Origin of the sequence: Agromyces sp. C10 (assembly GCF_023217995.1) — a bacterium.
Taxonomy (GTDB): domain Bacteria; phylum Actinomycetota; class Actinomycetes; order Actinomycetales; family Microbacteriaceae; genus Agromyces; species Agromyces indicus.
In genome coordinates, this window is sequence record NZ_JALPSX010000002.1 from 295,096 (window position 1) to 317,434 (window position 22,339).

The window sequence follows — 22,339 nt, forward strand, 5'->3', positions numbered from 1 at the left end:
GGGGCCGGCCGGCCGGCCCGCGCCTCGTCAGGCGCTGAAGTACGCGCTCGAGGCGTTCTCGACGATGCGCCGCATGCCGTTCATCCAGTTCGCCTTCAGGGCCACGGACGCCGCGGCGACATCGCCCTTGGCGAGGTGCCGGGCGATCTCGGCGTGCTCGGCCGCGACGCGTTCGATCATCACGTCGTTGGGCACGAGGAGCGACTCGTACCGGTGGAATGCGCCGCGCGTGCTCTCGATGACCTCGAGCAGCCGTCGGTTCGGGCAGGCGGAGAGCATGACGGAGTGCCATTCGTCGTCCTTCGTGACGACGAGCGCGTGCTCGACCACCTCCTGCTGGAACTCCGCACTCAGCTCTTCCAGCCGGCGGCCGATCGCCTGGAGTTCGTCGCGGGGCGTCAACTCGAGCGCGAGACTCTCGAGCGCGGCCATGACCGGGGCGAGCTCCTCGAATTCCGTCGCGGAGAGCGGGACGAAGCGGAAGCCCTTGCCGTTCTCGCTGGTGATCTGCCCCTCGCTCTCGAGCGCGATCAGTGCCTCGCGGAGTGGGGTCCGACTGACGCCGAGCTCTGCGGCGAGCTGCACCTCGTTGATGCCCTCGCCCGGGCGGACCTGCCCGGCCCGCATACGGGCGAGCAGCTCGTCGCGGACCTGGGAACGCAGGTTCTTGCGTTCGATCGCCATCCATCCTCCAGCCGGTCGTGGCCGACGCCGTAAGCCTAGGGCTTGACCCTCGGCGGCTTGCACCATAGCGTGTCTGTATACAGAATACAGTGCGCACAACGACCTGTACAGACATCCCACCGAGAGGAGCCGCGTGACCGACGCGACGCCGCGCCGCATCCGCCTCGATGCCCTCGCCTTCGGCGGCGACTACAACCCGGACCAGTGGCCCGAAGCGGTCTGGCACGAGGACGTGCGCCTCATGCGGGAGGCCGGCGTGAACCTCGTGAGCCTGCCCGTGTTCTCATGGCCGCAGCTCGAGACCGCGCCGGGCGTCTACGAATGGGCGTGGCTCGACCGCGTCATCGACGTCCTCTGGGCCGGCGGCATCCGCATCGACCTCGCGACCGCGACGGCCACGCCGCCTGCATGGCTCGTGCGCGCCCACCCCGAGATGCTGCCGTGGGATGCCGATGGCCGCCGCCTCGAGTTCGGCTCGCGTCAGGCGTACTGCCCGAGCTCGCCCGTCTGGCGCGAGCACGTGGCGCGCATGGCGCGCGCGATGGCGGAGCGGTACGGGCAGCACCCCGCGGTGGTGCTCTGGCACGTCTCGAACGAGTACGGCGACCACGTCGCGCGATGCTGGTGCCCCGAATCGGCCGCGCACTTCCGACGCTGGCTCCAGGACCGGTACGGCGACCTCGACGGCCTCAACGAGGCGTGGGGCGTGAACGTCTGGGGCCAGCGGTACACCGCCTGGGAGCAGGTCGAACCGCCTCGCCGCGCGACCGGGCCGGTCAACCCGACCCAGCTGCTCGACTTCGAGCGCTTCGGCTCCGATGCCCTGCTCGAGCTGTTCCGCATCGAGGTCGACGTGCTCCGCGAGGTCACGCCCGAGCTGCCGGTCACGACGAATTTCATGAGCCTGTTCCGCGAGCTCGACTACTGGCGCTTCGCCGAGCACGAGGACCTCGTCACCGACGACGCCTACCCCGACCCCGCCGACCCGCGCGCCCACGTGCCCGCCGCCCTGAACTACGGCCTGATGCGCTCGCTGAAGGGCGGACAGCCGTGGCTGCTGCTCGAGCAGGCGGCCAGCGCCGTGAGCTGGCGTGACGTCAACGTGCCCAAGGCGCCCGGTCGGATGCGCATCGACAGCCTGCAGGCCGTCGCGCACGGTTCCGACGGCGCCATGTTCTTCCAGTGGCGGCAGGCCCGGTACGGCCAGGAGAAGTTCCACTCGGCGATGCTCGGGCACCGCGGTGAGTCCTCCCGCACCTTCCGCGAGACGGCTGCGCTGGGCCGCGAGCTCAAACGGCTCGCGGCGGTCCGCGGCGCGCGCGTCCGCAGCCGTGTGGCGCTCGTCGTCGACTGGGACTCCTGGTGGGCCACCAGCGCGACCGAATCGCTCCCGTCCCAGCGCCTCGGCTGGCTGCAGCAGGCCCGCGACTGGCACGCCGCCCTGCACGCGCTCGGCCACGCCGTCGACACCGTGCGGGCGACCGGTCCGTTCGATCGATACGACCTCGTCGTCGTGCCGAACCTCTACGTGACGGATGACGCGCAGGCCGCCGCGCTCGAGGCCTACGTCGCGGCGGGCGGAACGCTGGCCGTCGGTCCGTTCTCCGGCGTCGTCGACCGGACCGAGAAGGTCCACCCCGGTGGCGCGCCGGGCCCCCTCCGCGACCTGCTCGGAGTCGAGGTCGACGAGCCCTGGCCCGTCCCCGACGGGTCGGCCGAGCAGATCGAGCTCGGGGGAGGGCGATACGACGCGCCCGTCTGGACCGAGTGGATCGAGGCGCGGGACGACGCGTCCGTCGTCGCCGCATTCACGACCGGAGTGCTCGACGGGCGGCCGGCGATCACGCGCCGCGAGCACGGGTCCGGCAGAGCCTGGTACCTCGGCGCAGTGACGGCGCCGGACGGGCTCGTCGCCCTCATGCGGCGGGTCTTGGCCGACGCCGGCCTGCCGGCCCGGGAGCGCACCGACCCCGACCTCGAGACCGTCACGCGGGCCGACGAGCACACCGACTACACCTTCGTGCTGAACCACGGCGCCCGCGCGGTCACGGTCGACGTACCGGACGGCGCGACCGACCTGCTGGGTGACGGGCCCGTCCGAGCGCAGCTCGTCGTCCCGCCGCTCGGCGTCGCCGTTCTCGCGACACCGCGCGGCGCCGAACCCCCCTTCATCACCCTGTCCGACACCACCGAGTGAGGCACCACCAATGAGCGAACCCTTCGTGCATCCCTACATCCCCAACACCGCACCCGACGTGCGGGCCGAGATGCTCGCCGCCGTCGGCGCGGCATCTGTCGAAGACTTCTACGCCGACGTGCCCGTGGAGCTCCGGCTCGGCCGCCCGCTCGACCTGCCGGAGCCGCTCGTCGCCGAGCAGGACCTCGTCCGCCACGTCTCGGAGCTGCTCGGGAAGAACGTGCCGACGACCGAGCGGCTGAGCTTCCTGGGGCAGGGCACGTACCACCACCACGTGCCCGCCGTCGTCGACGAGGTCATCGGCCGCAGCGAGTTCCTCACCGCGTACGCGGGCGAGCCGTACGAGGACCACGGTCGGTTCCAGGCGTTGTGGCAGTACCAGTCGCTGATGGGCGAGCTGCTCGCGATGGACGTCGTGAACGTGCCCACCTACGACGGCTTCCAGGCCACGGCGACCGGACTGTCGATGGCCGGGCGCATCACCGCCCGCCGCCGGGTGCTCGTGGCGAGCGACGTCCTCCCTGCGAAGCTCTCGAAGGTGCTCGACTACGTGCGGGTCCACCTCGACCTCGAGTTCGTCCCCCCGGTCGACGGCACGGCGGACGTCTCGGCCGTCGCCGAGCGGCTCGGCGACGACGTCGCGGCGGTCTGGGTCGAGACGCCGAGCCGCACCGGGGCCGTCGAACACCGGATCCGGGCGCTCGCCGACGCCGCGCACGCCGTCGGGGCCATTCTGGTCGTCGGCACCGACCCCGTCGGCTACGGGGTCCTCACGCCGCCCGCCGAGCAGGGCGCCGACATCGTCTGCGGCGACATCCAGTCGCTCGGACTCCACCAGTGGTACGGCGGCGCGCACGGCGGCTTCATCGCCGTGCACGACGACCCGCGCTTCGTCATGGAGATGCCCTCGCGCCTGTTCGGGCTCGCAACGACCGACGTGCCGGGCGAGATCGGGTTCGGTGACGTTGCCTACGACCGAACCTCGTTCGCCCTCCGCGAGGAGGGGAAGGAGTGGGTCGGGACCGCCGCCGCGCTCTGGGGCATCGCCGCTGGCGTGCACCTCGCCCTGATGGGCCCGCAGGGCATGCGCGACCTCGGCGAGGTCCTCCTCGCCCGCACCGCCTACGCCCAGCGGACGCTCGGCGCGATTCCCGGCATCCGTCTCACCGACCACGCCGTGCATCTGCGCGAGTTCGCGGTCGACGTGTCGGGTGCGGGGCTCACCGCCGCGGGAGTCGTCGACGCGCTTCGTGCGGAGGGCATCGAGCCGGGCGTCCCGGCCGGTGAGAACGAGCTCGTCGTGTGCGTCACCGAGATGACCTCGCAGCGCGACATCGACCGCCTGGCCGCCGCCGTCACCGGTCTCGTCGCGGCGTCGGCCGCCGAGGCCGCATCCACGATCGACCCCATCGCAGAATCCGAGGAGCACCGCGCATGAGCCTGCCCATCGCCGCCAAGCCCGCCCACCGCCGTTTCCACCAGGCGCGCTGGGACGAACCGCTCATCTTCGAACTCTCCACGCCCGGCGAGCGCGGAGTGGTCGTCACGCCGCTCGAACCGGGTGTCCGCGACACCGTCGGCGACGTCGCCGACGCCCTTCCCGACGGCCTCACCCGGACGGCGCCGCCGGCCCTCCCCGAGATGGGTCAGATGCGCGTGCTCAAGCACTACCTGCGCCTGTCCCAGGAGAACCTCGGCGCGGACTTCAACGTCGACGTGGGGCAGGGCACGTGCACGATGAAGTACGCGCCGAAGGTGAACGAGCAGCTGATCGCGACCCCGAAGCTCTCGGCGATGCATCCGCTGCAGGACCCGGCCGACGCCCAGGGCGCGCTCGAGGTCATCTGGCGGACCGAGCGGATGCTCGCCGAGATCTCCGGCATGGACGAGGTCTCGCTGCACACCCAGGGCGGCTCGGCCGCGATCTGGGCGAACATCGCGATGATCCGCGCGTACCACGAGGCGAACGGCGAGGGCGAGCAGCGTCGCGAGGTCATCACGACCATGTTCAGCCACCCCTCCAACGCCGCCGCCGCCAAGGCGGCCGGATACGAGGTGATCACCCTCCACCCGGACCCCGACGGCTACCCGGACCTCGAGGCCCTCAAGCGGGCGCTCTCGCCGCGGACCGCCGCGATCATGGTCACCAACCCCGAGGACACGGGCATCTACAACCCGGCGATCAAGGAATGGGTCGACGCCGCCCACGCCGTCGGCGCACTCGCCTCCTATGACCAGGCCAACGCCAACGGCATCCTCGGCATCACCAGGGCTCGCGACGCCGGCTTCGACGTGTGCCACTTCAACGTGCACAAGACCTTCGGAACCCCGCACGGTTCCGGCGGGCCCGGCACGGGCGCGAACGGAGTGAGTGCCGCGCTGGCGCCCTTCCTCCCCGGTCCGCGCGTCGTGCGCGAGGGCGACACGTATGGCGTCCGCGAGGCCGGGCCGCTGTCGATCGGCTCCATCGGGCCGTTCCACGGCGTCGTGCCGAACATCGTCCGCGCGTACGCGTGGATGATGGCGCTCGGTGCCGAGGGGCTGCGCGCCGTCGCCGAGACGGCCGTGTTGAACAACAACTACCTGATGAAGCGGATCCTCGAGATCCCCGGAGCGTCGGCGCCGTACGCGACCGGGCGCCGCCGCATCGAGCAGGTGCGCTACTCGTGGCAGGAGCTGTTCGAGGAGACCGGCATCAGCTCGGAGGAGATCGGCGTCCGCGCCAGCGACTTCGGCATGCACTACTGGACGAGCCACCACCCCTACGTCGTGCCGCAGCCGTTCACGCTCGAGCCCACCGAGTCGTACTCGAAGGCCGAGCTCGACGAATACGCCGACGTGCTCGCCGAGGTGGCCCGCGAAGCCCGCGAGACCCCGGAGATCGTGCGCACGGCGCCGCACCGGCAGACGGTGCACCACACGCACCACGACGACCTCGACGACCCCGAGCGGTGGGCCATCACCTGGCGGGCGTACCGCCGGAAGTACCCGCAGGCCGCCGGGGCATGACGTGATCGGTCTCATCGTGAACCCCGTCGCGGGCGTCGGCGGGCCCGCCGGGCTCGCCGGCAGCGACGGCACCGAGGTGCAGCGCCGGGCCGGCGAGCGGGGCGCACGCCCGCGGGCCGCCGAGCGTGCCAGTGCGGCGCTCGCCGTCGTGGCATCCGCGCGACCCGATGAGCGGATCGTGACGGCGGCCGGCTCGATGGGAGCGGACGCGGTCCGCGCCGCCGGGCTCGAACCCATCGTGGTCTGGCATCCGCGCTCGCCGACGTCTCCGTCGGACACGACGGCGGCCGCTCGCGCGCTCGCCGACGTGGGCGTCGAACTGGTGCTCTTCGCGGGCGGCGACGGCACCGCACGGGATGTCGCGGCAGGCCTCCCCTCCGGGGCGGTCGCGCTCGGCATCCCCGCCGGCGTCAAGATGTACTCGCCGGTCTTCGCGGTCGGCCCGAGCGCCGCCGGAGCGCTCGCCGCCGCCTGGGTCGAGCAACGCGGGCTCCCGACCGTGGAGCGCGAGGTGCTCGACGTCGACGAGGCGCAATTGCGCCGCGCGCGCGTCGAGCCGCGACTCTACGCCACGGTCCGGGTGCCGTTCCGGCCCGGGCGCACCCAGGCGCGCAAGGCGGCGACCCCGGCCGATGAGCGGGCGGCGGTGCGCCTCGCCGCACGGGGGGCGGTCGCCCGGATGCGCCCCGGGGTGCGGTACCTGCTCGGCCCGGGCGGCACCATGGCCGAGGTCGCGCGCGAACTGGGTGTCGAGAAGACCCCGCTCGGCGTCGACGTCGTGCTCGACGGCCGGGTCATCGCCGCAGGCGCCTCCGAGCGGGACCTGCTCGACCAGGTCGCCGGCGGGCCCGCCCAGGCGATCGTCTCGATCATCGGCGGGCAGGGCTTCCTGCTCGGCCGCGGCAACCAGCAGCTCTCGGCGCGCGTGCTCGACGCGATGGGCGACGACCCCGTGCTCGCGGTCGCGCCCGAGCAGAAGCTCATCGACCTCGGGGGGCGTCCGCTCCTCGTCGACACCGGCGACACCCGCGTGGACGCCCGGCTCGCCGGGTTCGTGCGGGTCGTCACGGGCCCATCCACCACCAGCATCTACCCAGTCCATGCAACAGAGAACGAAGGAGCAGCAGACCATGCGGCTTGAGCAGAAGAAGGCGATCGTCACCGGAGGGGCGGGCGGCATCGGCCGCGCCACCGCCATGGCCCTCGCCGCCGAGGGCGCCGCGGTCGCGGTCGTCGACGTGAACGGCGAGGCCGCCGACGCGGTCGCTGCCGAGATCCGCGACGCGGGCTTCCGGGCGATCGGCCTCCAGGCGGATGTCTCGAGCGAGGCCGACATCGAACGCGTCGTGGCCACCACGGTGGCCGAGTTCGGCGGGGTGGATGTCGTCTTCAACAACGCGGGCATCATCCGACGCACGACCGCCGTCGAGACGAGCGCCGAGGAGTGGGACCGCGTCTTCGGCGTCAACGTCCGGTCGATCTTCCTCATGTGCAAGCACGTCGTGCCGATCATGGCGGCCGCGGGCGGCGGCTCCATCATCAACACCGGCTCGGGATGGGGCCTGAAGGGCGGCGGCCGAGCCATCTCGTACTGCGCCTCCAAGGGCGCGGTCGTCAACATGACCCGCGCGCTCGCCATCGACCACGGTCCGCAGGGCATCCGCGTGAACTCCGTGAACCCCGGTGACGTGAACACGGGCATGCTCCGGGATGAGGCGCAGCAGCTCGGCGAGGACACGGCGGCGTTCCTCGCGGAGGCCGCCGACCGACCGCTGCGACGCATGGGCGAGCCGCGGGAGATCGCCGCGGCGGTGGTCTGGCTCGCGAGCGACGAATCGAGCTACGTCACGGGCTCGGCACTCGTCGTGGACGGCGGGGGGATCGCATAGCCGGATTCCGAATCGCGGTGCATCGCGGGCTCGCGTCACGCGCCGGCAGCCGGCTCCCGCCCCTGCGGTTCGCGGCAGTTGAACCGTCGGTGGCGTGACGTTGCCCCGCGGCCTCGAATCGGCTCGTGCAGGTCACCCGCGGCGGCGCAAGCGGGCGCACCCGGTCGAGCATTGCGAGTAGTTTGAGCTTGATCCGCGGGTCTGGTCATGAAGGATCTCGCGGCTGAAGGAGGTCGCTGACCGTGCCGAACGTTCTCACGCTCGAAGCCTCTCCGTTGCCGATCGACCCGTTCGGCCTTGCTCGGCGCCTTCAGGGACAGCAGATCGCCGCAGCCACGCCCGAAAGTGACGCCCAGTGAAGCTGTTCACGATCGGGTTCACGAAGAAGTCCGCGGCTCAGTTCTTCGGACTGCTTCGCCACAGTGGCGCGACGACGCTCGTCGACACCCGCCTGAACAACGTCTCGCAACTCGCCGGCTTCACGAAGCGCGACGACCTGCAGTTCTTCGCGCGGGAGTTGTGCGACATGTCCTACCGGCACGAGCTGCGCTTGGCGCCGAGTGACGAGCTCTTGGCCGCGTACAAGAAGGGCAAGCTGTCCTGGGAGACGTACGCGGGCGCGTACCTCGAGGTCATCCGCGAGCGTCACGTCGAAACCTCGCTCCGCCCCGAAGACTTCGATAACGCGGTTCTGCTCTGCTCGGAGCCCACGCCGGAGCACTGCCACCGCAGACTGGCCGCCGAGTACATGGCGGCCGCTTGGGGCGATATCGAGGTCGTCCACCTCTGATCACACCTGATCACCTCGGGAGGCGTGACGCCGGCTTGCCGTGGCGATCACGTGGAGGCGTTCAAGCTCGACAGGGGAGTCGACGGAGAGGCGAGGTGCTGCCATCCGGCCATGCCGTGCCGTGCCGGCCGGCGCCCGGTCCAGGGGGCGGGAAGCGGACGACGTCAGTTGATGATCTCGCCCCGCTCGGCGTTGATCGCGGCGATCCGGTCCCGCCACGCCTGCAGTTGCTCGGGGGTCAGGCGCACCCAGTCGTCGACCTCGCCCACGACCCGGAGCGGCGCGCTGCTGCGGTACGAGCGGGTGGGGTTGCCGGGGAACTTCTTGTCGGTGACGTTCGGGTCGTCCTCGAACGGTCCGGTCGGCTCGACGAGGTAGACGCGCGGCGGGGCGTCTCCGGCCGCGAGCTCCGCCGCGAGGCCCGCGCCGTCGCGGGTCGCCGTGAAGTAGATGTGGTTCATCACGATCTCCGGCCGGTAGTTCGACTGGAACCCCGCCGTGAGCAGGTCGCCGACCTGCAGGTCGGCTTTCGTGCCGTGGTAGAACGGCCCGTCATCCAGCGGCTGGGTCACGCCGACAGCCTAGGCCGCCCGGCTCACGCCTGCCCCGCCGTGATCACCTCCGCCGCGCGCAGCGTCCGGGTGTAGTCCTCCTTCAGCACCGCGAGGTGGAACCACGACTCGGTGTGGCTCACCCCCGGTAGGGCGCGGATGCGCTCGAGCGCCTCGTACAGGGCGCCGGGGGAGGGCTCGACGAGCGTCATCACGAGGTCGAACCGGCCGAGCGTGCGGGCCGCGAAGTCGATGCCGCGCCATCCGCGGATCGCCTCGATGACCGCGTCGTCGTTGCCGGACAGGTTGAGCCCGACGCCGAGCGAGAGCTGGCGCTGCGCGAGCCCGCGCGCCTCGACGGCGCTGATCTTGATGACGCCGCCCGAGATGAGCCGCTCGACGCGCGTCGCGACCGCGGACGGCGAGAGCCGCACCGCCTCGCCCAGTGCGCGGAAGCTCGCGCGACCGTCGCGCTGCAGGTGCTCGATGAGCTCGGCGTCGATCCCGTCGATCCTGACGCCGCCGCGGTACTCGGAGACGAAGAAGCCCTTGATCACCTTCGAGTAGATCAGCGTGTTGATGTCGACGACGCCGGGCAGCGCGCGGATCTCGGCGAGCAGGGCGTGGAGCGCCGGCATGGTGCCGAGCCGGATCTCGGTGACGAGGTCGTGGACCCCGCCAACCGCGGAGACGAGCACCGTCTCGGTGACGCCGCGAAGGTGCTCGGCGACGGGCTCGGTCGCGCCATCCGTTCGGATGGACACGTGGGCGAGCACGTTCTGGCCGAGGAACGCGGGATCGACCGCCGCCATGACGCGAACCGTGCCATCCCGCACCATCGCCCGAAGGCGCGACGAGACGGCGGCCCGCGAGTGGCCCAGCCGCAGGGCCAGATCGTGGATGCTCGCGCGGCCGTCGTCCTGCAGCGCGCGGATGAGGTCGGCGTCGAAGTTCATCGCCGTCCGCCCGATTCACCGAGATTCCTTCGAACGCGCAAGCCCCGTGACATATCACCAGCGTACGCGGGCTGAAAGTCAGCACCAAGTGCAGAAATGCACGAGCGCCCGTGCAGAAATCCAGCGGATGCTGCTCTCCGCTGGAGTTCCGTGGTTGCCGCCCTCCGGCCGGAGCCATAACCTTCACGCGTCGCCGGCTCTTCGGCGGCGCATCCCCGAACGGCGCCCACGTCTCGCTGGGCCCAGGAGCATCCATCCGCAAAGGAGCGGTCATGACCACATCGCACAGATCGGCCAGGCGTGCCGGGTTCGCGGCATTCGTCGGCACCACCATCGAGTGGTACGACTTCTACGTCTACGCCACCGCGGCGGCGCTCGTCTTCGGCCCCCTGTTCTTCCCGAGCGGCGACCCGCTCGCCGAGACCGCAGCCGCGTTCGCGACGTTCGCCGTCGCCTTCGTCGTGCGGCCGTTCGGTGGCATCCTCTTCGGCCACATCGGCGACAAGCTCGGCCGCCGGCTCTCGCTGGTGCTCACGCTCCTGCTCATGGGCATCGCCACCGTGCTGGTCGGCCTGCTGCCGACGTACGAGACGATCGGCCTCGCCGCACCCATCCTCCTGATCTTCCTCCGCGCGCTGCAGGGCCTCGCGGTCGGCGGCGAGTGGGGCGGCGCGGTGCTCATGAGCGTCGAGCACGCGCCCGAGAAGTCGAAGACCTTCTACGGCGGCTTCACCCAGCTCGGCAACCCGGCGGGTGCCCTGCTCGCGTCGGGCGTGTTCGCGATCATGACCCGCTTCGGCGACGACTTCATCATCAACGGCGGATGGCGCATCCCGTTCCTGCTTTCGATCGTGCTCATCGGCGTGGGCCTCTGGGTCCGCTACCGCGTCGAGGAGACGCCGGTCTTCGAGCAGAAGGTCGGCGGCCGCAAGCAGTCGATGCCGCTCGCGTTCGCGCTGCGGAACAACTGGAAGCCGATCCTGCTCGGCATCGGCCTGCTGCCGATCTCGACCGGCGGCTACTACCTCGCCACCACGTTCGCCACCGCCTACGCGACGGGCGAGCCCATCTCGATCAGCGAGCAGGTCATCCTCGACGCGATGACGATCGCCTCGTTCGTCGAGTTCGTGGTGACGCTCCCGATCGCGTGGCTCGGCGACAAGTGGGGCCGCAAGAACATCATGTACATCGGACTCGTCACCTCGGTGTTGACGTTCATCCCGTTCATGCTGGTGCTGCCGGGCCGGATCGAGCCGCTCATCTTCCTGCTCGCCTCGCTCGTGCGCATCGCGATGAGTGCGACCTACGCCCCGATCGCCGCGATCCTCGCGCAGATGTTCCGCCCGCAGGCGCGCTACACCTCCATCGCCCTGTCGTACGGCGTCGGCGCCGCGATCTGGGCCGGCTTCTCGCCCTGGTTCGCCACGATGCTCATCGCCTGGACGGGCAGCATCTGGTCGGTCATCGCCATGTTCGCCGGCATGGCCGTCCTCGCCGGCATCTGCACGAAGCTCGCCCCGCAGCACTCCGACGAGGCTCCGGTCACGGCATCGTTCGAGGCCCGCACCGACACGACGGCGAACCGCACGGCATGAGGAAGCTCACCGCCTTCGACCGGCCGGCCCAGACCGCGCCACGCATCGTGACCGCCCGCGCCATCCACACCGTCGACCGGGCGTCCACCACGGCGACGGCGATGCTCCTCGACCGCGGCCGCATCCTCGCGATCGGCTCCACGGCCGACTGCGAGGCCGCGGCCGAGGCCGCCGGGCTGGCGCCCGAGCGCACCGACCTCGGCGACGCGGTCGTCGTCCCCGGATTCATCGACCCGCACGCGCATCCGCTGATGTACGGGCAGATGATGACGTGGGTCGACTGCGGGCCGGCGAAGGCGGCGAGCATCCCCGAGATCATCGCGCTGCTGAAGGCCGCGGCGGCCGAGCTGCCCGAGGGGCGGCCGGTGCGCGGCTACGGCTACGAGCACCGCAACCTCGTCGAGCAGCGCCATCCGACCCGCTTCGAACTCGACGAGGTGGCGACCGACCGCGAGGTCTACCTCATGAACGCGTCGGGGCACGGCGGCGTCGTGAACTCGTACACGCTCGAGATCAACGGCGTCGACCGCGACACCCCGAACCCCGACGGCGGCGAGTTCTTCCGCGACGCCGACGGCGAGCTCACGGGCGAGTTGTCGGATGCCGCGTGCAACATCCTCACCGGGGTGCACGGCGTCAAGGTCGGCCACCACGGGCCGAACTTCCACCTCGCCGACGAGCCCGACGAGCACCTGCGGCAGCTGGATGTCGCGACCCGGCGCTTCCTCGCCGGCGGGGTCACGACCATCGGCGATGCGCAGGTGTCCCGGCGCGAGTTCGACATGTACCTGCGGCTCGCCGAAGCCGGGCGGCTCGAGCTGCGCGTCTCGATGTACCTGCTCTCGCACCTGCTCGACGACGCGCTCGACATGGGGCTCGTCGGCCAGTTCGGCAACGCCCACCTGAGCTTCGCGGGCATCAAGCTCTACGCCGACGGCACCCTGGGTGGCTGGACCGCGTACTTCCCGGACGGCTACGTCGGCGATCCGTGTCGGACGGGGCAGCTGTACCACGAGCCGGCCGCGTACGCCGAGCTGATCCGCAAGGCGCACGTCGCCGGCCTGCAGACCGCGACGCACGCCCAGTCGCCGACCGCGATCGAGATGGTCGTCTCGGCGATCGAGGCCGCGCTGGCCGAGCGGCCCGACGACGACGCGCGGCATCGCATCGAGCACTGCGGGCTGCCGACCCCGGAGCAGATCGAGCGGATGGCGACGGCCGGCATCCGACCGGTGAACCAGCCGCAGCACTACTACAACTGGGGCGAGGGCGTCGAGGATGCCATCGGTACCCCGGGCGAGCGGTTCAACCCGCTCGGGGAGTTCGCCGCGGCGGGCGTGCCGATCACCATCTCGTCGGACGCGCCGGTCGCCGACCCGATCCCGCTCGAGGCGATCCAGACCGCGGTCACCCGGGTCACGCGCCGGGGGCATCAGCTCGGATCCGACGACCTGCGGATCTCGGCGCAGGCGGCGCTGCGCGCGCATACCTATGAGGGTGCGGTGTCGCTCGGCCGCGAGGACGACCTCGGTTCGCTCGAGGTCGGCAAGTACGCGGACTTCGCCGTGCTCGCCGACGACCCGCTCGCCGTCGAGCCCGAGCGGATCGCCGGGATCAGCGTGCTCGAGACCTGGGTCGGCGGGGAGCCGCGCCACCGCGCGGCCTGACGAAGGGGATGATCATGACGATGACGCAGACGCCGGTCGACCTCGCCGCCCCCTATGCCGACACCGCCGGCCGGGCCGTGCTCGAGACCATCCGCGCCTACGGGGTGACGACGATCTTCGGCATCCCGGGCACCCACAACCTCGAGCTGTACCGTCCGCTCGCCGACCTCGGCATCCGCGCGGTGACCAGCCGGCATGAACAGGGAGCCGGTTACGGCGCCGACGGCTGGGCGCAGCAGACGGGGCTGCCGGGCGTCGTCATCACGACGTCGGGGCCCGGACTGCAGAACGCGATGAGCGCCATCGGCACCGCGTTCTGCGAATCGCGTCCCCTGATCGTGCTCTCGCCGGGCGTCGCGCTCGGCGAGGAGTTCCGCGACGTCGGGACGCTGCACGAGACGAAGGACGCCTCCGCCATGGTCGCGGCCATCGCGGAGTGGTCGCGTCGGGTGACGTCGGCCGCCGAGGCCGTCGACGCGGTCCACGACGCATTCGAGCTGTTCCGCACCGGCCGGCCGCGCCCCGTGCACATCGAGATCCCGCTCGACGTGCTGGAGTCGCCGGCCGAGGTGCCGGCGGCAGCACGGATGGCACGTCCCGCGCCGCCGTCGGACCGCGGCGAGGCGGGGCTGATTCGGGAGGCTGCCGAGCTGCTCGCCTCCGCGGCGTCCCCGGTGATCATCGCCGGTGGTGGCGCGACCCGCGCGACCGCCGAGGTCACCGCGCTTGCCGAACGGCTCGGCGCGCCGGTCCTGACCACGCTCAACGGCAAGGGAACCGTCGATGAGCGCCATCCGCTGTCGCTGGGGTCGAACCTGCGGCTCGCGGCGGCTCGCGCCGTCGCTGAGTCCGCCGACGTGGTCCTCGTGCTCGGTTCGAAGCTCGGGGAAGCCGAGTTGTGGGCGCCGTCGCTTCGAGCCGGCGGCCGGGTCATCCGGATCGACCGCTCGGTGGCGCAACTCGACAAGAACCTGGAGGCGACCGTCGGGATCGTGGGTGACTGCGCTGCCGTGACCGCCGATCTCGTCGCCGCGCTGCCGGTCTCGGAGCGGCCGTCGCCGGACCTCTCGACGGCCCGTCGGGCGATCGCGGACGAGATCCGCTCGACCGCGCCCGACACCGTCGCACTCGCCGAGCAGATCGCGGAGGCCCTGCCCGACGACGTCATCGTGGCCGGCGACTCGTCGCAGATCATCTACCTGGCGCTGGCGAACGTGCTCGAATGCTCGAGCCCGCATTCGCTGCTCTACACGCCGACGTACGCGACGCTCGGCTACGGACTTCCGGCGGCGATCGGAGCGAAGGTCGCGCAGCCCGATCGGCCCGTGGTGGCCGTGCTCGGCGACGGAGCGCTGATGTTCGCCATCAACGAGCTCGCCACCGCCGTGGAGCAGCGCCTGGACGTGACGATCGTCTGCGTCGACAACGGCGGGTACGCCGAGATCCGGCAGAACGAGGTGGACCGCGGCATCCGGCCGATCGGGGTCGAGCTGGTGCAGCCCGACTGGGCGGCGCTCGCCGACGCCTTCGGTGCCACGGGCCGACCGGTTTCCGACCGTGCAGAGCTCGGCAGCGCCATCCGCTCGGCCATCGCGGACGGGGGAGTGCAGCTGGTGCACGTCCGCCAGTAGGCGGCGGCGCGCACCACCTCGAGCGGTCCAGCCCGCGCTAGCGCCAGCCGAGCGCCGGCGCGACGTGCGTCAGGATCGATTCGAGCACGTGCGCGTTGTAGTCGACGCCCAGCTGGTTCGGCACGGTGAGCAGGAGGGTGTCGGCGGCGGCGATCGCCTCGTCTTCGCGCAACTGCTCGATGAGGACGTCCGGTTCGGCGGCGTAGCTGCGGCCGAAGACGGCGCGGTAGTCGTCGATCACGCCGAACTGGTCGGAGCGGTCGCCACCACCGATGAAGTACTTCCGGTCCAGGTCGTTCGTGATCGCGAAGATCGACCGGCTCACCGAGACGCGCGGTTCGCGCTCGTGCCCCGCCTCGGCCCAGGCGGCCCGGAACGCCTCGATCTGCTTGCGCTGCTGCACGTGGAAGGGCTCGCCCGACTCGTCCTCCTTGAGCGTCGAGCTCATGAGGTTCATGCCCTGCTCGGCCGCCCACACGGCGGTCGAGTCCGAACCGGCACCCCACCAGATGCGGTCGCGCAGGCCCGGCGATTGCGGCTGGATGCCGAGCGGCCCCGGGTGCGGGTGCGGGAACATGGGGCGCGGGTTCGGCTCGGCGAACCGCGCCCCGTCGATGACCTGCAGGAACACCAGCGTGTTGTCGCGGGCGACATCCGCCATCGTCCTGCCCTCGGGCGCCTCGTAGCCGAAGTAGCGGTAGCCGTCGATCACCTGCTCGGGTGACCCGCGCGAGACGCCGAGCTGCAGGCGCCCGCCCGCGATGAGGTCGGCGGCACCGGCATCCTCGGCCATGTACAGCGGGTTCTCGTAGCGCATGTCGATCACGCCCGTGCCGAGCTCGATGCGACTCGTCTTGGCGCCCGCCGCTGCGAGGAGCGGGAACGGGCTGGCGAGCTGGTTCGCGTAGTGATGCACCCGGAAGTAGGCGCCGTCGGCACCGACCTCCTCGGCTGCGACCGCCAGGTCGATCGACTGCAGCAGCACGTCCGACGCCGATCGCGTCTGCGAGCCGGGCGAGTTCGACCAGTGGCCGAACGAGAGGAAACCGATGCGCTTCATACAGGGTTCCAAGCCGGGCGCGGCGGGGCATTCCGGCACCTATCAGCCACCTCGGCCGGGTGCGTTCACCGCACCACGCTCCGACGGCGCGACGAGGCGGCGAAGATCCCGCGCCACCAAGACGGCGAACACCGCCCACGGCACGAGCGACAACAGCGCGAACACGACGCCGGCCATGCCGAAGTTCGAGGGCACGGCCATGAGTGCGGCGGCGATGAGGCCGAAGATCGCGGTCGATCGTCGGAACACGGGCGTCCGGAACATCAGGATGGCGAATATGAGGAGCGTCGCCAAGTTGAAGAAGTAGTAGACGTCGAACGCGGTGCCCGTCCAGGTCGCGAGCATCCCGTCCCCGACCGCGATGAGCGCGACGCGCTCGGCATCGCTCGCCTGGCCGTAGGCGGTGGCCAGGCTGAGCATCTCGACCGGACGTGGAGAGGCCATGTAGGCGGCCATTCCGAGCACGCCGAACGCGAGGGCGATGACCACGGCGGAACGGCTGACCCGCCAGAGTGCGACTGCGAGCGCCAGGTACAGCAGGAACGCCAACAGGTTGCTCAGGATGTAGAGGCCGTCCAGCGCGACGACCCCGAGCACGGGGTTGTCGAGGAGCAATTCGAAGAAGCCGCGGCTGTCACGCGGCGGCGGCCAAGCGAGGAAGATGCCGACCTGCACCACGATGAACGCGACGCTCGCGAGGGCCGCCCACATACCTGTGACGATGAGTCCGCGCCACTCATGGGCGTCCTCGCGAACTCGCTCCCTGTCTGAGGCGCTCATCCGTTCCCCCCGTGAGCTGGTCCTCCTGGCCCATTCCAGTCTGCAACGGATGCCTCGTCGCGGCGCCGGGACGAAGGGCCCGAGGTGCCGACAGGCCGAGTCGTACGTTGGCCTCCATCGAGGCCGGTCCGCGGTCGATCCGGAAGGGGAATGGACATGTCGATGGACAACCTGATGCTCTACATCGCGACGTACTCGGACGCCGCCTCCGCGGCGGAGGACTACCGGCAGCTCCAGGCCATGAAGGAGGAGGACCTCGAACTGGTCTCCTCGGTGGTCATCCATCGCGATGCCGACGGGAAGATCAGCGTGGACGAGCATGGAACCGGTCAGGTGCCGAAGGGCGCGCTCATCGGCGGCGCCGCCGGCCTCGTCGTGGGGCTGTTCGCTCCGCCATTGCTCGCCGCGACCGCGGTCGGCGCCGGCATCGGCGCGGTCGCGGGCAAGATCGCGGAACGCCACGAGGAGAAGAAGATCGGCGTCGACCTCGAGGAGGCGCTGCCGCCGGACTCCTCGGCGATCCTCGCGATCATCGACGACCGCTACCTCGACCGGGTCGATGCCGCGCTCGACACGTCGATCCGCAAGGTGCAGAAGGCCATCGACCGTGACGACTTCGAGGCGCTGCAGAAGGCCATCGACGAGGGCGGGGACCGGATCGCGAAGGCGGTCGAGTCCTAGGCGAACGCCGGCCTCCGGGGCTTCGAGCGGCGGTGGCCTCCGCCTCGCGAGCGCGCTCGCCCTGTCGACGAAACCGACTCGGTCGGCGTCAGGTCAGTTGATGATCTCGCCCCGCTCGGCGTTGATCGCGGCGATCCGGTCCCGCCACGCCTGCAGTTGCTCTGGGGTCAGCCGCACCCAGTCCTCGACCTCGCCCACGACCCTCAGTGGCGCGGTGCTGCGGTAGGAGCGGGTGGGGTTGCCGGGGAACTTCTTGTCGGTCACGTTCGGGTCGTCTTCGAACGGCCCGGTCGGCTCGACGAGGTAGACGCGCGGCGGGGCGTCTCCGGCCGCGAGTTCCGCCGCGAGGCCGGCGCCGTCGCGCGTGGCGGTGAAGTAGATGTGGTTCATCACGATCTCGGGCCGGTAGTTCGACTGGAACCCTGGCGTGAGCAGGTCACCGACCTGCAGGTCGGCCTTCGTGCCGTGGTAGAACGGCCCGTCATCCACTGGCTGGGTCACGGCGACAGCCTAGGCCGCGGCTCACGCTCACGCACCGGTGTGGCCGATGAGTCGCCGAGGGCATACTGCTGCACGGACTCGCCCTACCGAACCACGACGGATGCCACGTGAAGCTCCGTCCCGTCGCGCCCGCCGTCGCGCTGCTCGCCCTCCTCGCCCTCGCCGGGTGCGCGCCCCAGTACGAGCCGGTCGAACCGTTGCCGTCGATCGGGGAGGCGACGCCGGAGCCGTCGGCTGACGCAGTCGAGGAGATCCACTCGGGCGCGGACCCGCCCCACCGACGACGGACTCGAGGAGTAGGAGCCCTCTCGCGGTGCTGGTGCGCGCCGCGCCTTGATGTGAGGCTGATCCCGTGCAGACACGTGCTCTCTTCGCCATCGCCGTCGGAACCGTATGCCTCCTGTTGGGGTTGGTGCTCTTCTACATGACCGCCGGTTTCCAGGAAGTGTCGATGCTCTCGGGACACAACCTCGTCGTCGACGGACAATTGGTGGACTACGTCGCACCGTGGCCGATGTACGTCATCCCCTCACTGCTCACCGTCGCCGGCGGTGCGCTCGTGCTCACGCCGCTGATCAGGGCGGACATCGAGCGGGTTCCGGCCGGCTGACCTACTCGAGCAGCTTGCCCGCGACCGACACCTCGCGGTCCATGAGCGCCGCGATCTCCGCGGGGATCGACGGGATCTCCTCGCGGGTCACGCCGGTCGTGGGCGACCAGACGAGGTTGACCTGCAGCGCGGCATCCGTCTCGGGGAAGTCGCTGCGGTTGTGGCATCCCCGGGTCTCGCGTCGTTCGAGGGCGGCCTCGAGGGTCGCGCGGGCGGCGAGCGCGGCCGACTTGAGGTCGAACGCGTGGGCGAGGTCCTGATAGCCGGCGAGGTCGGGGTGTACGCCGATGTTCCGCATGCGGTCCTCGATCGCGTCGAGCTCCGCGAGGCCGGTGAGCAGACCCTGCTCGTCGCGCACGACGCCGGCGTGCTCGGTCATGGTGTTCCGGATGGCGCGCTGCAGGGCGCGCACGTTCTCCGCGCCATCCGCGGCGAGCAGGTCGTCGATCTCGGCGCGGGCCGCGGCGACCGCGGCCGCCGAGCGGCGCTGCGCGGCGAGCCCGCGCGAGTACTCGGCCGCGGCCTGGCCCACGATGCGGCCGAACACGAGCAGCTCGATGAGGGAGTTGCCGCCCAGCCGGTTCGCGCCGTGCAGTCCCGAGGAGGCCTCGCCGATCGCGTACAGCCCCGGCACGTCGGTGCCGTGGTCGTCGGGGCGCACCCACACGCCGCCCATCGAGTAGTGCGCGGTGGGCGCGATCTCGATCGGCTCCTTCGTGATGTCGCGCATCTGCAGCTCGAGCATGGTCTGGTACACGCGGGGGAGGCGCTGCATGATCGTCTCGCGCGGCAGGTGCGAGACATCCAGCCAGACACCGCCATTGGGGGTGCCGCGACCCTCCTTGATCTCGGTGTAGGCCGCGAGGGCGACGCGGTCGCGCGTCGAGAGCTCCATGCGCTCGGGGTCGTACTTCGACATGAAGCGCTCGCCGAGTCCGTTGGTGAGGATGCCGCCCTCGCCGCGCGCCGCCTCGCTGATGAGGGTGCCGGCCGCGTTCTCGGGCTCGAGGATTCCCGACGGGTGGAACTGCACCAGCTCGGGGTCGCGCACCCGGCCGCCCGCCTCGACGGCGAGGCGCCACGAGTCGCCCGTGTTCTCGTCGCGGCGCGACGACGTGCGACGCCAGATCCGGTTGTGGCCGCCGGCCGCGAGGATGACCGCGTCGGCGTGGATGAGGTAGCGCGTGCCGTCCTCGAGGTCGAAGCCGTAGGCGCCGAACACCGCGCCGTCGTCGTTCACGAGGATGCGCGTCACGTAGACGGTGTCCAGGATCGGCACTCCGAGCTGTGCGGCCCGGTTGACGAGCGTGCGCTGGATCTCGAGGCCTGTGTAGTCGCCCGCGAACGCCGTGCGGCGGTACGTGTGCGCGCCGAAGAAGCGCTGCGAGATGCGACCGTCCTCCTCGCGGGCGAACGGCATGCCGTAGCGCTCGAGGTCCTGGATGCCGCGGCCCGCGTTCTTCGTGACGATCTCGACGGTGTGCGGGTTAGCGAGGAGGTAGCTCTCCTTCAGCGTGTCGGCCGCGTGCTGCTGCCAGCTGTCGTCGGGGTCCATGGTCGCGAGGGCGGCGTTGATGCCGCCCGCGGCGAGGGCGGTGTGCGCGTCGGACTTCGCGCGCTTGCCGAGGGCGAGCACGTCGACGCCCGCCTCGGCGAGCTCGATCGCGGCGCGCAGGCCGGAGCCGCCCGTGCCGATCACGAGGACGGTCGTGGAGATCTGGCGCTCTGCAGTGGTCATGCGTTCCACGGTAGGGACGGGCCTCGAATGCGTCCAATGCATCTTGTGCGTCGAAACCATGCGCGTACGCTATCGTCATGAACCTCGAGCAGCTCCGGTCGTTCGTCGAGGTCGCGCGGTTCGGCAACTTCACGCGCGCGGCCGAAGAGCTCTACCTCGCCCAGCCGTCACTGAGTCGGCAGATCGCCGCGCTCGAGCAGAGCCTCGGCGCCGAGCTGTTCCAGCGTGCCCGCGGCGGCTCGACGCTGACCGTCGCGGGCGAGGCGCTGCTGCCGCTCGCGCGCCGCATGCTCGCCGACGCCGAGTCGGTGCGGCGGGAGCTCGCCGAACTCGCGGGCCTCGAGCGCGGCCGAGTGCGGCTCGGCGCGACGCCGACGCTCTGCATCAGCCTCGTCGCCGAGGTGCTCAGCGCGTTCCACGCCGAGCACCCGGGCATCGAGCTGCACCTGTCCGAGCAGGGGTCGCGGGGGTTGCTCGACGAGCTCGGCAGCGGCGAACTCGACCTCGCGCTCATCGTCACCTCGGATGCCACGACCGCCGAGCGCTTCACCGTGACGCCGCTGCTCGTCGAAGAGCTCGTCGTCGTGTCATCCGCCGCCGCCGCGCCCGTGACGGACGACCCCAGCATCTCGCTCGCCGAGGTCGCGCGCCTGCCGCAGATCGTCTTCAGCTCGACCTACGACCTGCGGTCGACGACGGATGCCGCGTTCCGCGCCGCCGGGCTCACCCCCGAGGTCGTGCTCGAGGGCGCGGAGATGGACGCCGTGCTGCGCTTCGCCGAGCGCGGCCTCGGGGTGGCGATCGTGCCCGCGATGGTGCTTATCGACCGGCCCGGACTGCGTGCCGTGCGACTCGAGGCGTCCACGCTCGAGCGCACGATCAGCCTGGCCAGGCCAGCGGATGTCGCGCCGACCGCCGCGGTCGACGTCATGCAGCGCACCATCGCGGAGACGGCGACGGCGTTCGCGGGGCGGGCGGGGGAGACGATGCGGGTCGCGGGCGGCGGTTGAGGCGGGACTGCTACGACCGGGAGGCGGCCCGCTCAGCCGGGGCGGCTGCGGCCGCGACGCTGGTCGCGGCGTCCGGCGCCCCCTACTCTCGGACCATGACGACATCGCGTCCGTCGCCGGGGGTCGGCGTCGAGGGGGTCCGCCGATGAGCTTCACGCTGCCCCGCCGCGGCGTCGTGCTGGGCGTGGCCTCGCTCGTGCTGAAAGAGGGGGCGACCATCGAGGGCGCCCTGGAGGTCGTGCGCGCCGCGGTCGACGCCGGCGTGGTCGCGATCGACACCGCGCGGGCGTACGCGACGGTCGACGACGACGCCGCGGGCGAGCGGATCGCCCAGGTCGCGCGCGAGCAGTCGCCGAGCCTCCCGATCATCACCAAGGCCGGTCACTTCCGGCTGGGCAGGGCCGCCTGGGACTCCGACGGCAGCGCCGAACGCGTGCGCGCCGACGCCCTGCGCAGTCGTGAGGTGCTGGGCGCGCCGCCCTCGCTCCTGCTGCTGCATCGCGCCGACCGCGTGGAGGACCTCGAGGCGTCCGTCCGCGAGCTCGCGGCCCTGCGCGACGAGGGAGTCGTCGAGGCGATCGGCCTGTCGAACGCGTCCATCGAGCAGCTCGATCGCGCCCGCTCGATCACGACCCTCGACGCCGTGGAGAACCGCTTCGCCCTCGGGATCGACCGCGCGACCGAGTACCGCTACTGCGTCGACGCCGGCATCCCCTTCCTCGCGTACGCGCCGTTCGGCGGCCCCCGCGCGGACCCGCTCGCGACGCACGTGCCCCGCGTCGCCGCGATCGCCCGGAGCCGGGGCGTCTCGGTGCACCGATCCGCGCTCGCCGCGATGCTCGACGCCATGCCGGGCGCGTGGCCCGTCATCGGCTCGACCCGCGTCGAGTCGGTGCTCGACTCCATCGCCGCGGCCGAGCTCACGGTCGACGACGAGCTGCGCCGGGCGTTCGCCGACGACCTGCGATCGCGGGGCGTCGGGCTCGGCGC

Annotated in this window: 20 protein-coding genes; 13 read left to right on the forward strand and 7 right to left on the reverse strand. The window is 71.3% G+C overall.

Annotation, left to right across the window (positions count from 1 at the left end; translation table 11 throughout):
* Nucleotides 1-27: 27 nt before the first annotated feature.
* Nucleotides 28-684 (reverse strand): GntR family transcriptional regulator, encoded by a 657-nt coding sequence (locus tag M1L56_RS03690; protein ID WP_248598206.1) that lies wholly within the window; start codon nucleotides 682-684, stop codon nucleotides 28-30.
* Between the two features lie 133 nt (nucleotides 685-817).
* On the opposite strand from M1L56_RS03690, the gene M1L56_RS03695 reads away from it, so the two are divergent.
* From M1L56_RS03695 to M1L56_RS03720, 6 genes are all read left to right on the forward strand, one after another.
* Nucleotides 818-2,881 carry a beta-galactosidase gene (locus M1L56_RS03695; protein ID WP_248598207.1) on the forward strand — a complete coding sequence of 688 codons (2,064 nt, stop codon included), beginning with the start codon at nucleotides 818-820 and terminating at the stop codon, nucleotides 2,879-2,881.
* Nucleotides 2,882-2,891: 10 nt separating this feature from the next.
* Nucleotides 2,892-4,319 carry an aminomethyl-transferring glycine dehydrogenase subunit GcvPA gene (gene gcvPA, locus M1L56_RS03700; protein ID WP_248598208.1) on the forward strand — a complete coding sequence of 476 codons (1,428 nt, stop codon included), beginning with the start codon at nucleotides 2,892-2,894 and terminating at the stop codon, nucleotides 4,317-4,319.
* Nucleotides 4,316-5,890: an aminomethyl-transferring glycine dehydrogenase subunit GcvPB gene (gcvPB, locus tag M1L56_RS03705; RefSeq protein ID WP_248598209.1), complete on the forward strand. Its 1,575-nt coding sequence runs from the start codon at nucleotides 4,316-4,318 to the stop codon at nucleotides 5,888-5,890. Before gcvPA ends, gcvPB begins: the two co-directional genes overlap by 4 nt.
* A 1-nt stretch (nucleotide 5,891) precedes the next feature.
* The gene (locus M1L56_RS16065) at nucleotides 5,892-7,031 is read left to right on the forward strand and encodes an NAD(+)/NADH kinase (RefSeq protein ID WP_248598210.1); all 1,140 of its coding nucleotides are present in this window, start codon (nucleotides 5,892-5,894) and stop codon (nucleotides 7,029-7,031) included.
* Nucleotides 6,991-7,779 carry an SDR family NAD(P)-dependent oxidoreductase gene (locus tag M1L56_RS03715; protein ID WP_248598211.1) on the forward strand — a complete coding sequence of 263 codons (789 nt, stop codon included), beginning with the start codon at nucleotides 6,991-6,993 and terminating at the stop codon, nucleotides 7,777-7,779. Before M1L56_RS16065 ends, M1L56_RS03715 begins: the two co-directional genes overlap by 41 nt.
* A gap of 355 nt (nucleotides 7,780-8,134) precedes the next feature.
* A complete protein-coding gene (locus tag M1L56_RS03720) occupies nucleotides 8,135-8,569 on the forward strand; it encodes a DUF488 domain-containing protein (RefSeq protein WP_248598212.1) in 435 nt (144 codons plus the stop codon).
* Between the two features lie 164 nt (nucleotides 8,570-8,733).
* Here the strand turns inward: M1L56_RS03720 and arr (M1L56_RS03725) are convergent, their stop codons facing one another.
* Nucleotides 8,734-9,141: an NAD(+)--rifampin ADP-ribosyltransferase gene (arr, locus tag M1L56_RS03725; RefSeq protein WP_248598213.1), complete on the reverse strand. Its 408-nt coding sequence runs from the start codon at nucleotides 9,139-9,141 to the stop codon at nucleotides 8,734-8,736.
* Nucleotides 9,142-9,164: 23 nt separating this feature from the next.
* Nucleotides 9,165-10,076: an Lrp/AsnC family transcriptional regulator gene (locus tag M1L56_RS03730; protein ID WP_248598214.1), complete on the reverse strand. Its 912-nt coding sequence runs from the start codon at nucleotides 10,074-10,076 to the stop codon at nucleotides 9,165-9,167.
* Nucleotides 10,077-10,348: 272 nt separating this feature from the next.
* Here M1L56_RS03730 and M1L56_RS03735 point away from each other — a divergent pair, with 272 nt between their 5' ends.
* From M1L56_RS03735 to M1L56_RS03745, 3 genes are read left to right on the forward strand one after another with little or no spacing between them, the layout of a single operon-like run.
* Nucleotides 10,349-11,671 carry an MFS transporter gene (locus tag M1L56_RS03735; protein ID WP_067946011.1) on the forward strand — a complete coding sequence of 441 codons (1,323 nt, stop codon included), beginning with the start codon at nucleotides 10,349-10,351 and terminating at the stop codon, nucleotides 11,669-11,671.
* Nucleotides 11,668-13,338: an amidohydrolase gene (locus M1L56_RS03740; RefSeq protein ID WP_248598215.1), complete on the forward strand. Its 1,671-nt coding sequence runs from the start codon at nucleotides 11,668-11,670 to the stop codon at nucleotides 13,336-13,338. Before M1L56_RS03735 ends, M1L56_RS03740 begins: the two co-directional genes overlap by 4 nt.
* Nucleotides 13,339-13,358: 20 nt before the next feature.
* Complete coding sequence (locus M1L56_RS03745; protein WP_248598230.1) at nucleotides 13,359-14,969, forward strand: thiamine pyrophosphate-binding protein; 1,611 nt, start codon at nucleotides 13,359-13,361, stop codon at nucleotides 14,967-14,969.
* A gap of 37 nt (nucleotides 14,970-15,006) precedes the next feature.
* On the opposite strand, the gene M1L56_RS03750 is transcribed toward M1L56_RS03745, so the two are convergent.
* Entirely contained in the window at nucleotides 15,007-16,029 is a 1,023-nt protein-coding gene (locus M1L56_RS03750; RefSeq protein WP_248598216.1) for an LLM class flavin-dependent oxidoreductase, read from the reverse strand.
* Nucleotides 16,030-16,071: 42 nt separating this feature from the next.
* Entirely contained in the window at nucleotides 16,072-16,740 is a 669-nt protein-coding gene (locus tag M1L56_RS03755) for a hypothetical protein (RefSeq protein WP_248598217.1), read from the reverse strand.
* A 225-nt stretch (nucleotides 16,741-16,965) separates the two neighbouring features.
* On the opposite strand from M1L56_RS03755, the gene M1L56_RS03760 reads away from it, so the two are divergent.
* The gene (locus tag M1L56_RS03760; RefSeq protein ID WP_248598218.1) at nucleotides 16,966-17,490 is read left to right on the forward strand and encodes a DUF1269 domain-containing protein; all 525 of its coding nucleotides are present in this window, start codon (nucleotides 16,966-16,968) and stop codon (nucleotides 17,488-17,490) included.
* A 93-nt stretch (nucleotides 17,491-17,583) separates the two neighbouring features.
* Here M1L56_RS03760 and arr (M1L56_RS03765) read toward each other — a convergent pair whose 3' ends face one another.
* Nucleotides 17,584-17,991, reverse strand: coding sequence for an NAD(+)--rifampin ADP-ribosyltransferase (gene arr, locus M1L56_RS03765; RefSeq protein WP_248598219.1), 408 nt, complete (start codon nucleotides 17,989-17,991; stop codon nucleotides 17,584-17,586).
* 352 nt (nucleotides 17,992-18,343) lie between these two features.
* Between arr (M1L56_RS03765) and M1L56_RS03770 the strand changes: the two genes are divergently transcribed.
* The gene (locus tag M1L56_RS03770) at nucleotides 18,344-18,601 is read left to right on the forward strand and encodes a hypothetical protein (RefSeq protein WP_248598220.1); all 258 of its coding nucleotides are present in this window, start codon (nucleotides 18,344-18,346) and stop codon (nucleotides 18,599-18,601) included.
* Nucleotide 18,602: 1 nt separating this feature from the next.
* Here the strand turns inward: M1L56_RS03770 and M1L56_RS03775 are convergent, their stop codons facing one another.
* Entirely contained in the window at nucleotides 18,603-20,339 is a 1,737-nt protein-coding gene (locus M1L56_RS03775; protein ID WP_248598221.1) for an L-aspartate oxidase, read from the reverse strand.
* 77 nt (nucleotides 20,340-20,416) lie between these two features.
* Between M1L56_RS03775 and M1L56_RS03780 the strand changes: the two genes are divergently transcribed.
* Together M1L56_RS03780 and M1L56_RS03785 are read left to right on the forward strand one after the other, a co-directional pair.
* The gene (locus M1L56_RS03780; RefSeq protein ID WP_248598222.1) at nucleotides 20,417-21,349 is read left to right on the forward strand and encodes a LysR family transcriptional regulator; all 933 of its coding nucleotides are present in this window, start codon (nucleotides 20,417-20,419) and stop codon (nucleotides 21,347-21,349) included.
* A gap of 145 nt (nucleotides 21,350-21,494) precedes the next feature.
* Nucleotides 21,495-22,339, forward strand: an 845-nt coding sequence (locus tag M1L56_RS03785) for an aldo/keto reductase (protein ID WP_248598223.1), incomplete at its 3' end; no start/stop codon positions are given.

Coding starts and splice junctions, on each gene's coding strand:
- M1L56_RS03715 (WP_248598211.1), top strand. CDS start 6,991: ATGCAACAGAGAACGAAGGAGCAGCAGACCATGCGGCTTGAGCAGAAG.
- M1L56_RS03735 (WP_067946011.1), top strand. CDS start 10,349: ATGACCACATCGCACAGATCGGCCAGGCGTGCCGGGTTCGCGGCATTC.
- gcvPA (WP_248598208.1), top strand. CDS start 2,892: ATGAGCGAACCCTTCGTGCATCCCTACATCCCCAACACCGCACCCGAC.
- M1L56_RS03740 (WP_248598215.1), top strand. CDS start 11,668: ATGAGGAAGCTCACCGCCTTCGACCGGCCGGCCCAGACCGCGCCACGC.
- M1L56_RS03760 (WP_248598218.1), top strand. CDS start 16,966: ATGTCGATGGACAACCTGATGCTCTACATCGCGACGTACTCGGACGCC.
- M1L56_RS03780 (WP_248598222.1), top strand. CDS start 20,417: ATGAACCTCGAGCAGCTCCGGTCGTTCGTCGAGGTCGCGCGGTTCGGC.
- M1L56_RS03745 (WP_248598230.1), top strand. CDS start 13,359: ATGACGCAGACGCCGGTCGACCTCGCCGCCCCCTATGCCGACACCGCC.
- M1L56_RS03730 (WP_248598214.1), bottom strand. CDS start 10,076: ATGAACTTCGACGCCGACCTCATCCGCGCGCTGCAGGACGACGGCCGC.
- M1L56_RS03750 (WP_248598216.1), bottom strand. CDS start 16,029: ATGAAGCGCATCGGTTTCCTCTCGTTCGGCCACTGGTCGAACTCGCCC.
- gcvPB (WP_248598209.1), top strand. CDS start 4,316: ATGAGCCTGCCCATCGCCGCCAAGCCCGCCCACCGCCGTTTCCACCAG.
- M1L56_RS03690 (WP_248598206.1), bottom strand. CDS start 684: ATGGCGATCGAACGCAAGAACCTGCGTTCCCAGGTCCGCGACGAGCTG.
- M1L56_RS03775 (WP_248598221.1), bottom strand. CDS start 20,339: ATGACCACTGCAGAGCGCCAGATCTCCACGACCGTCCTCGTGATCGGC.
- M1L56_RS03755 (WP_248598217.1), bottom strand. CDS start 16,740: ATGTGGGCGGCCCTCGCGAGCGTCGCGTTCATCGTGGTGCAGGTCGGC.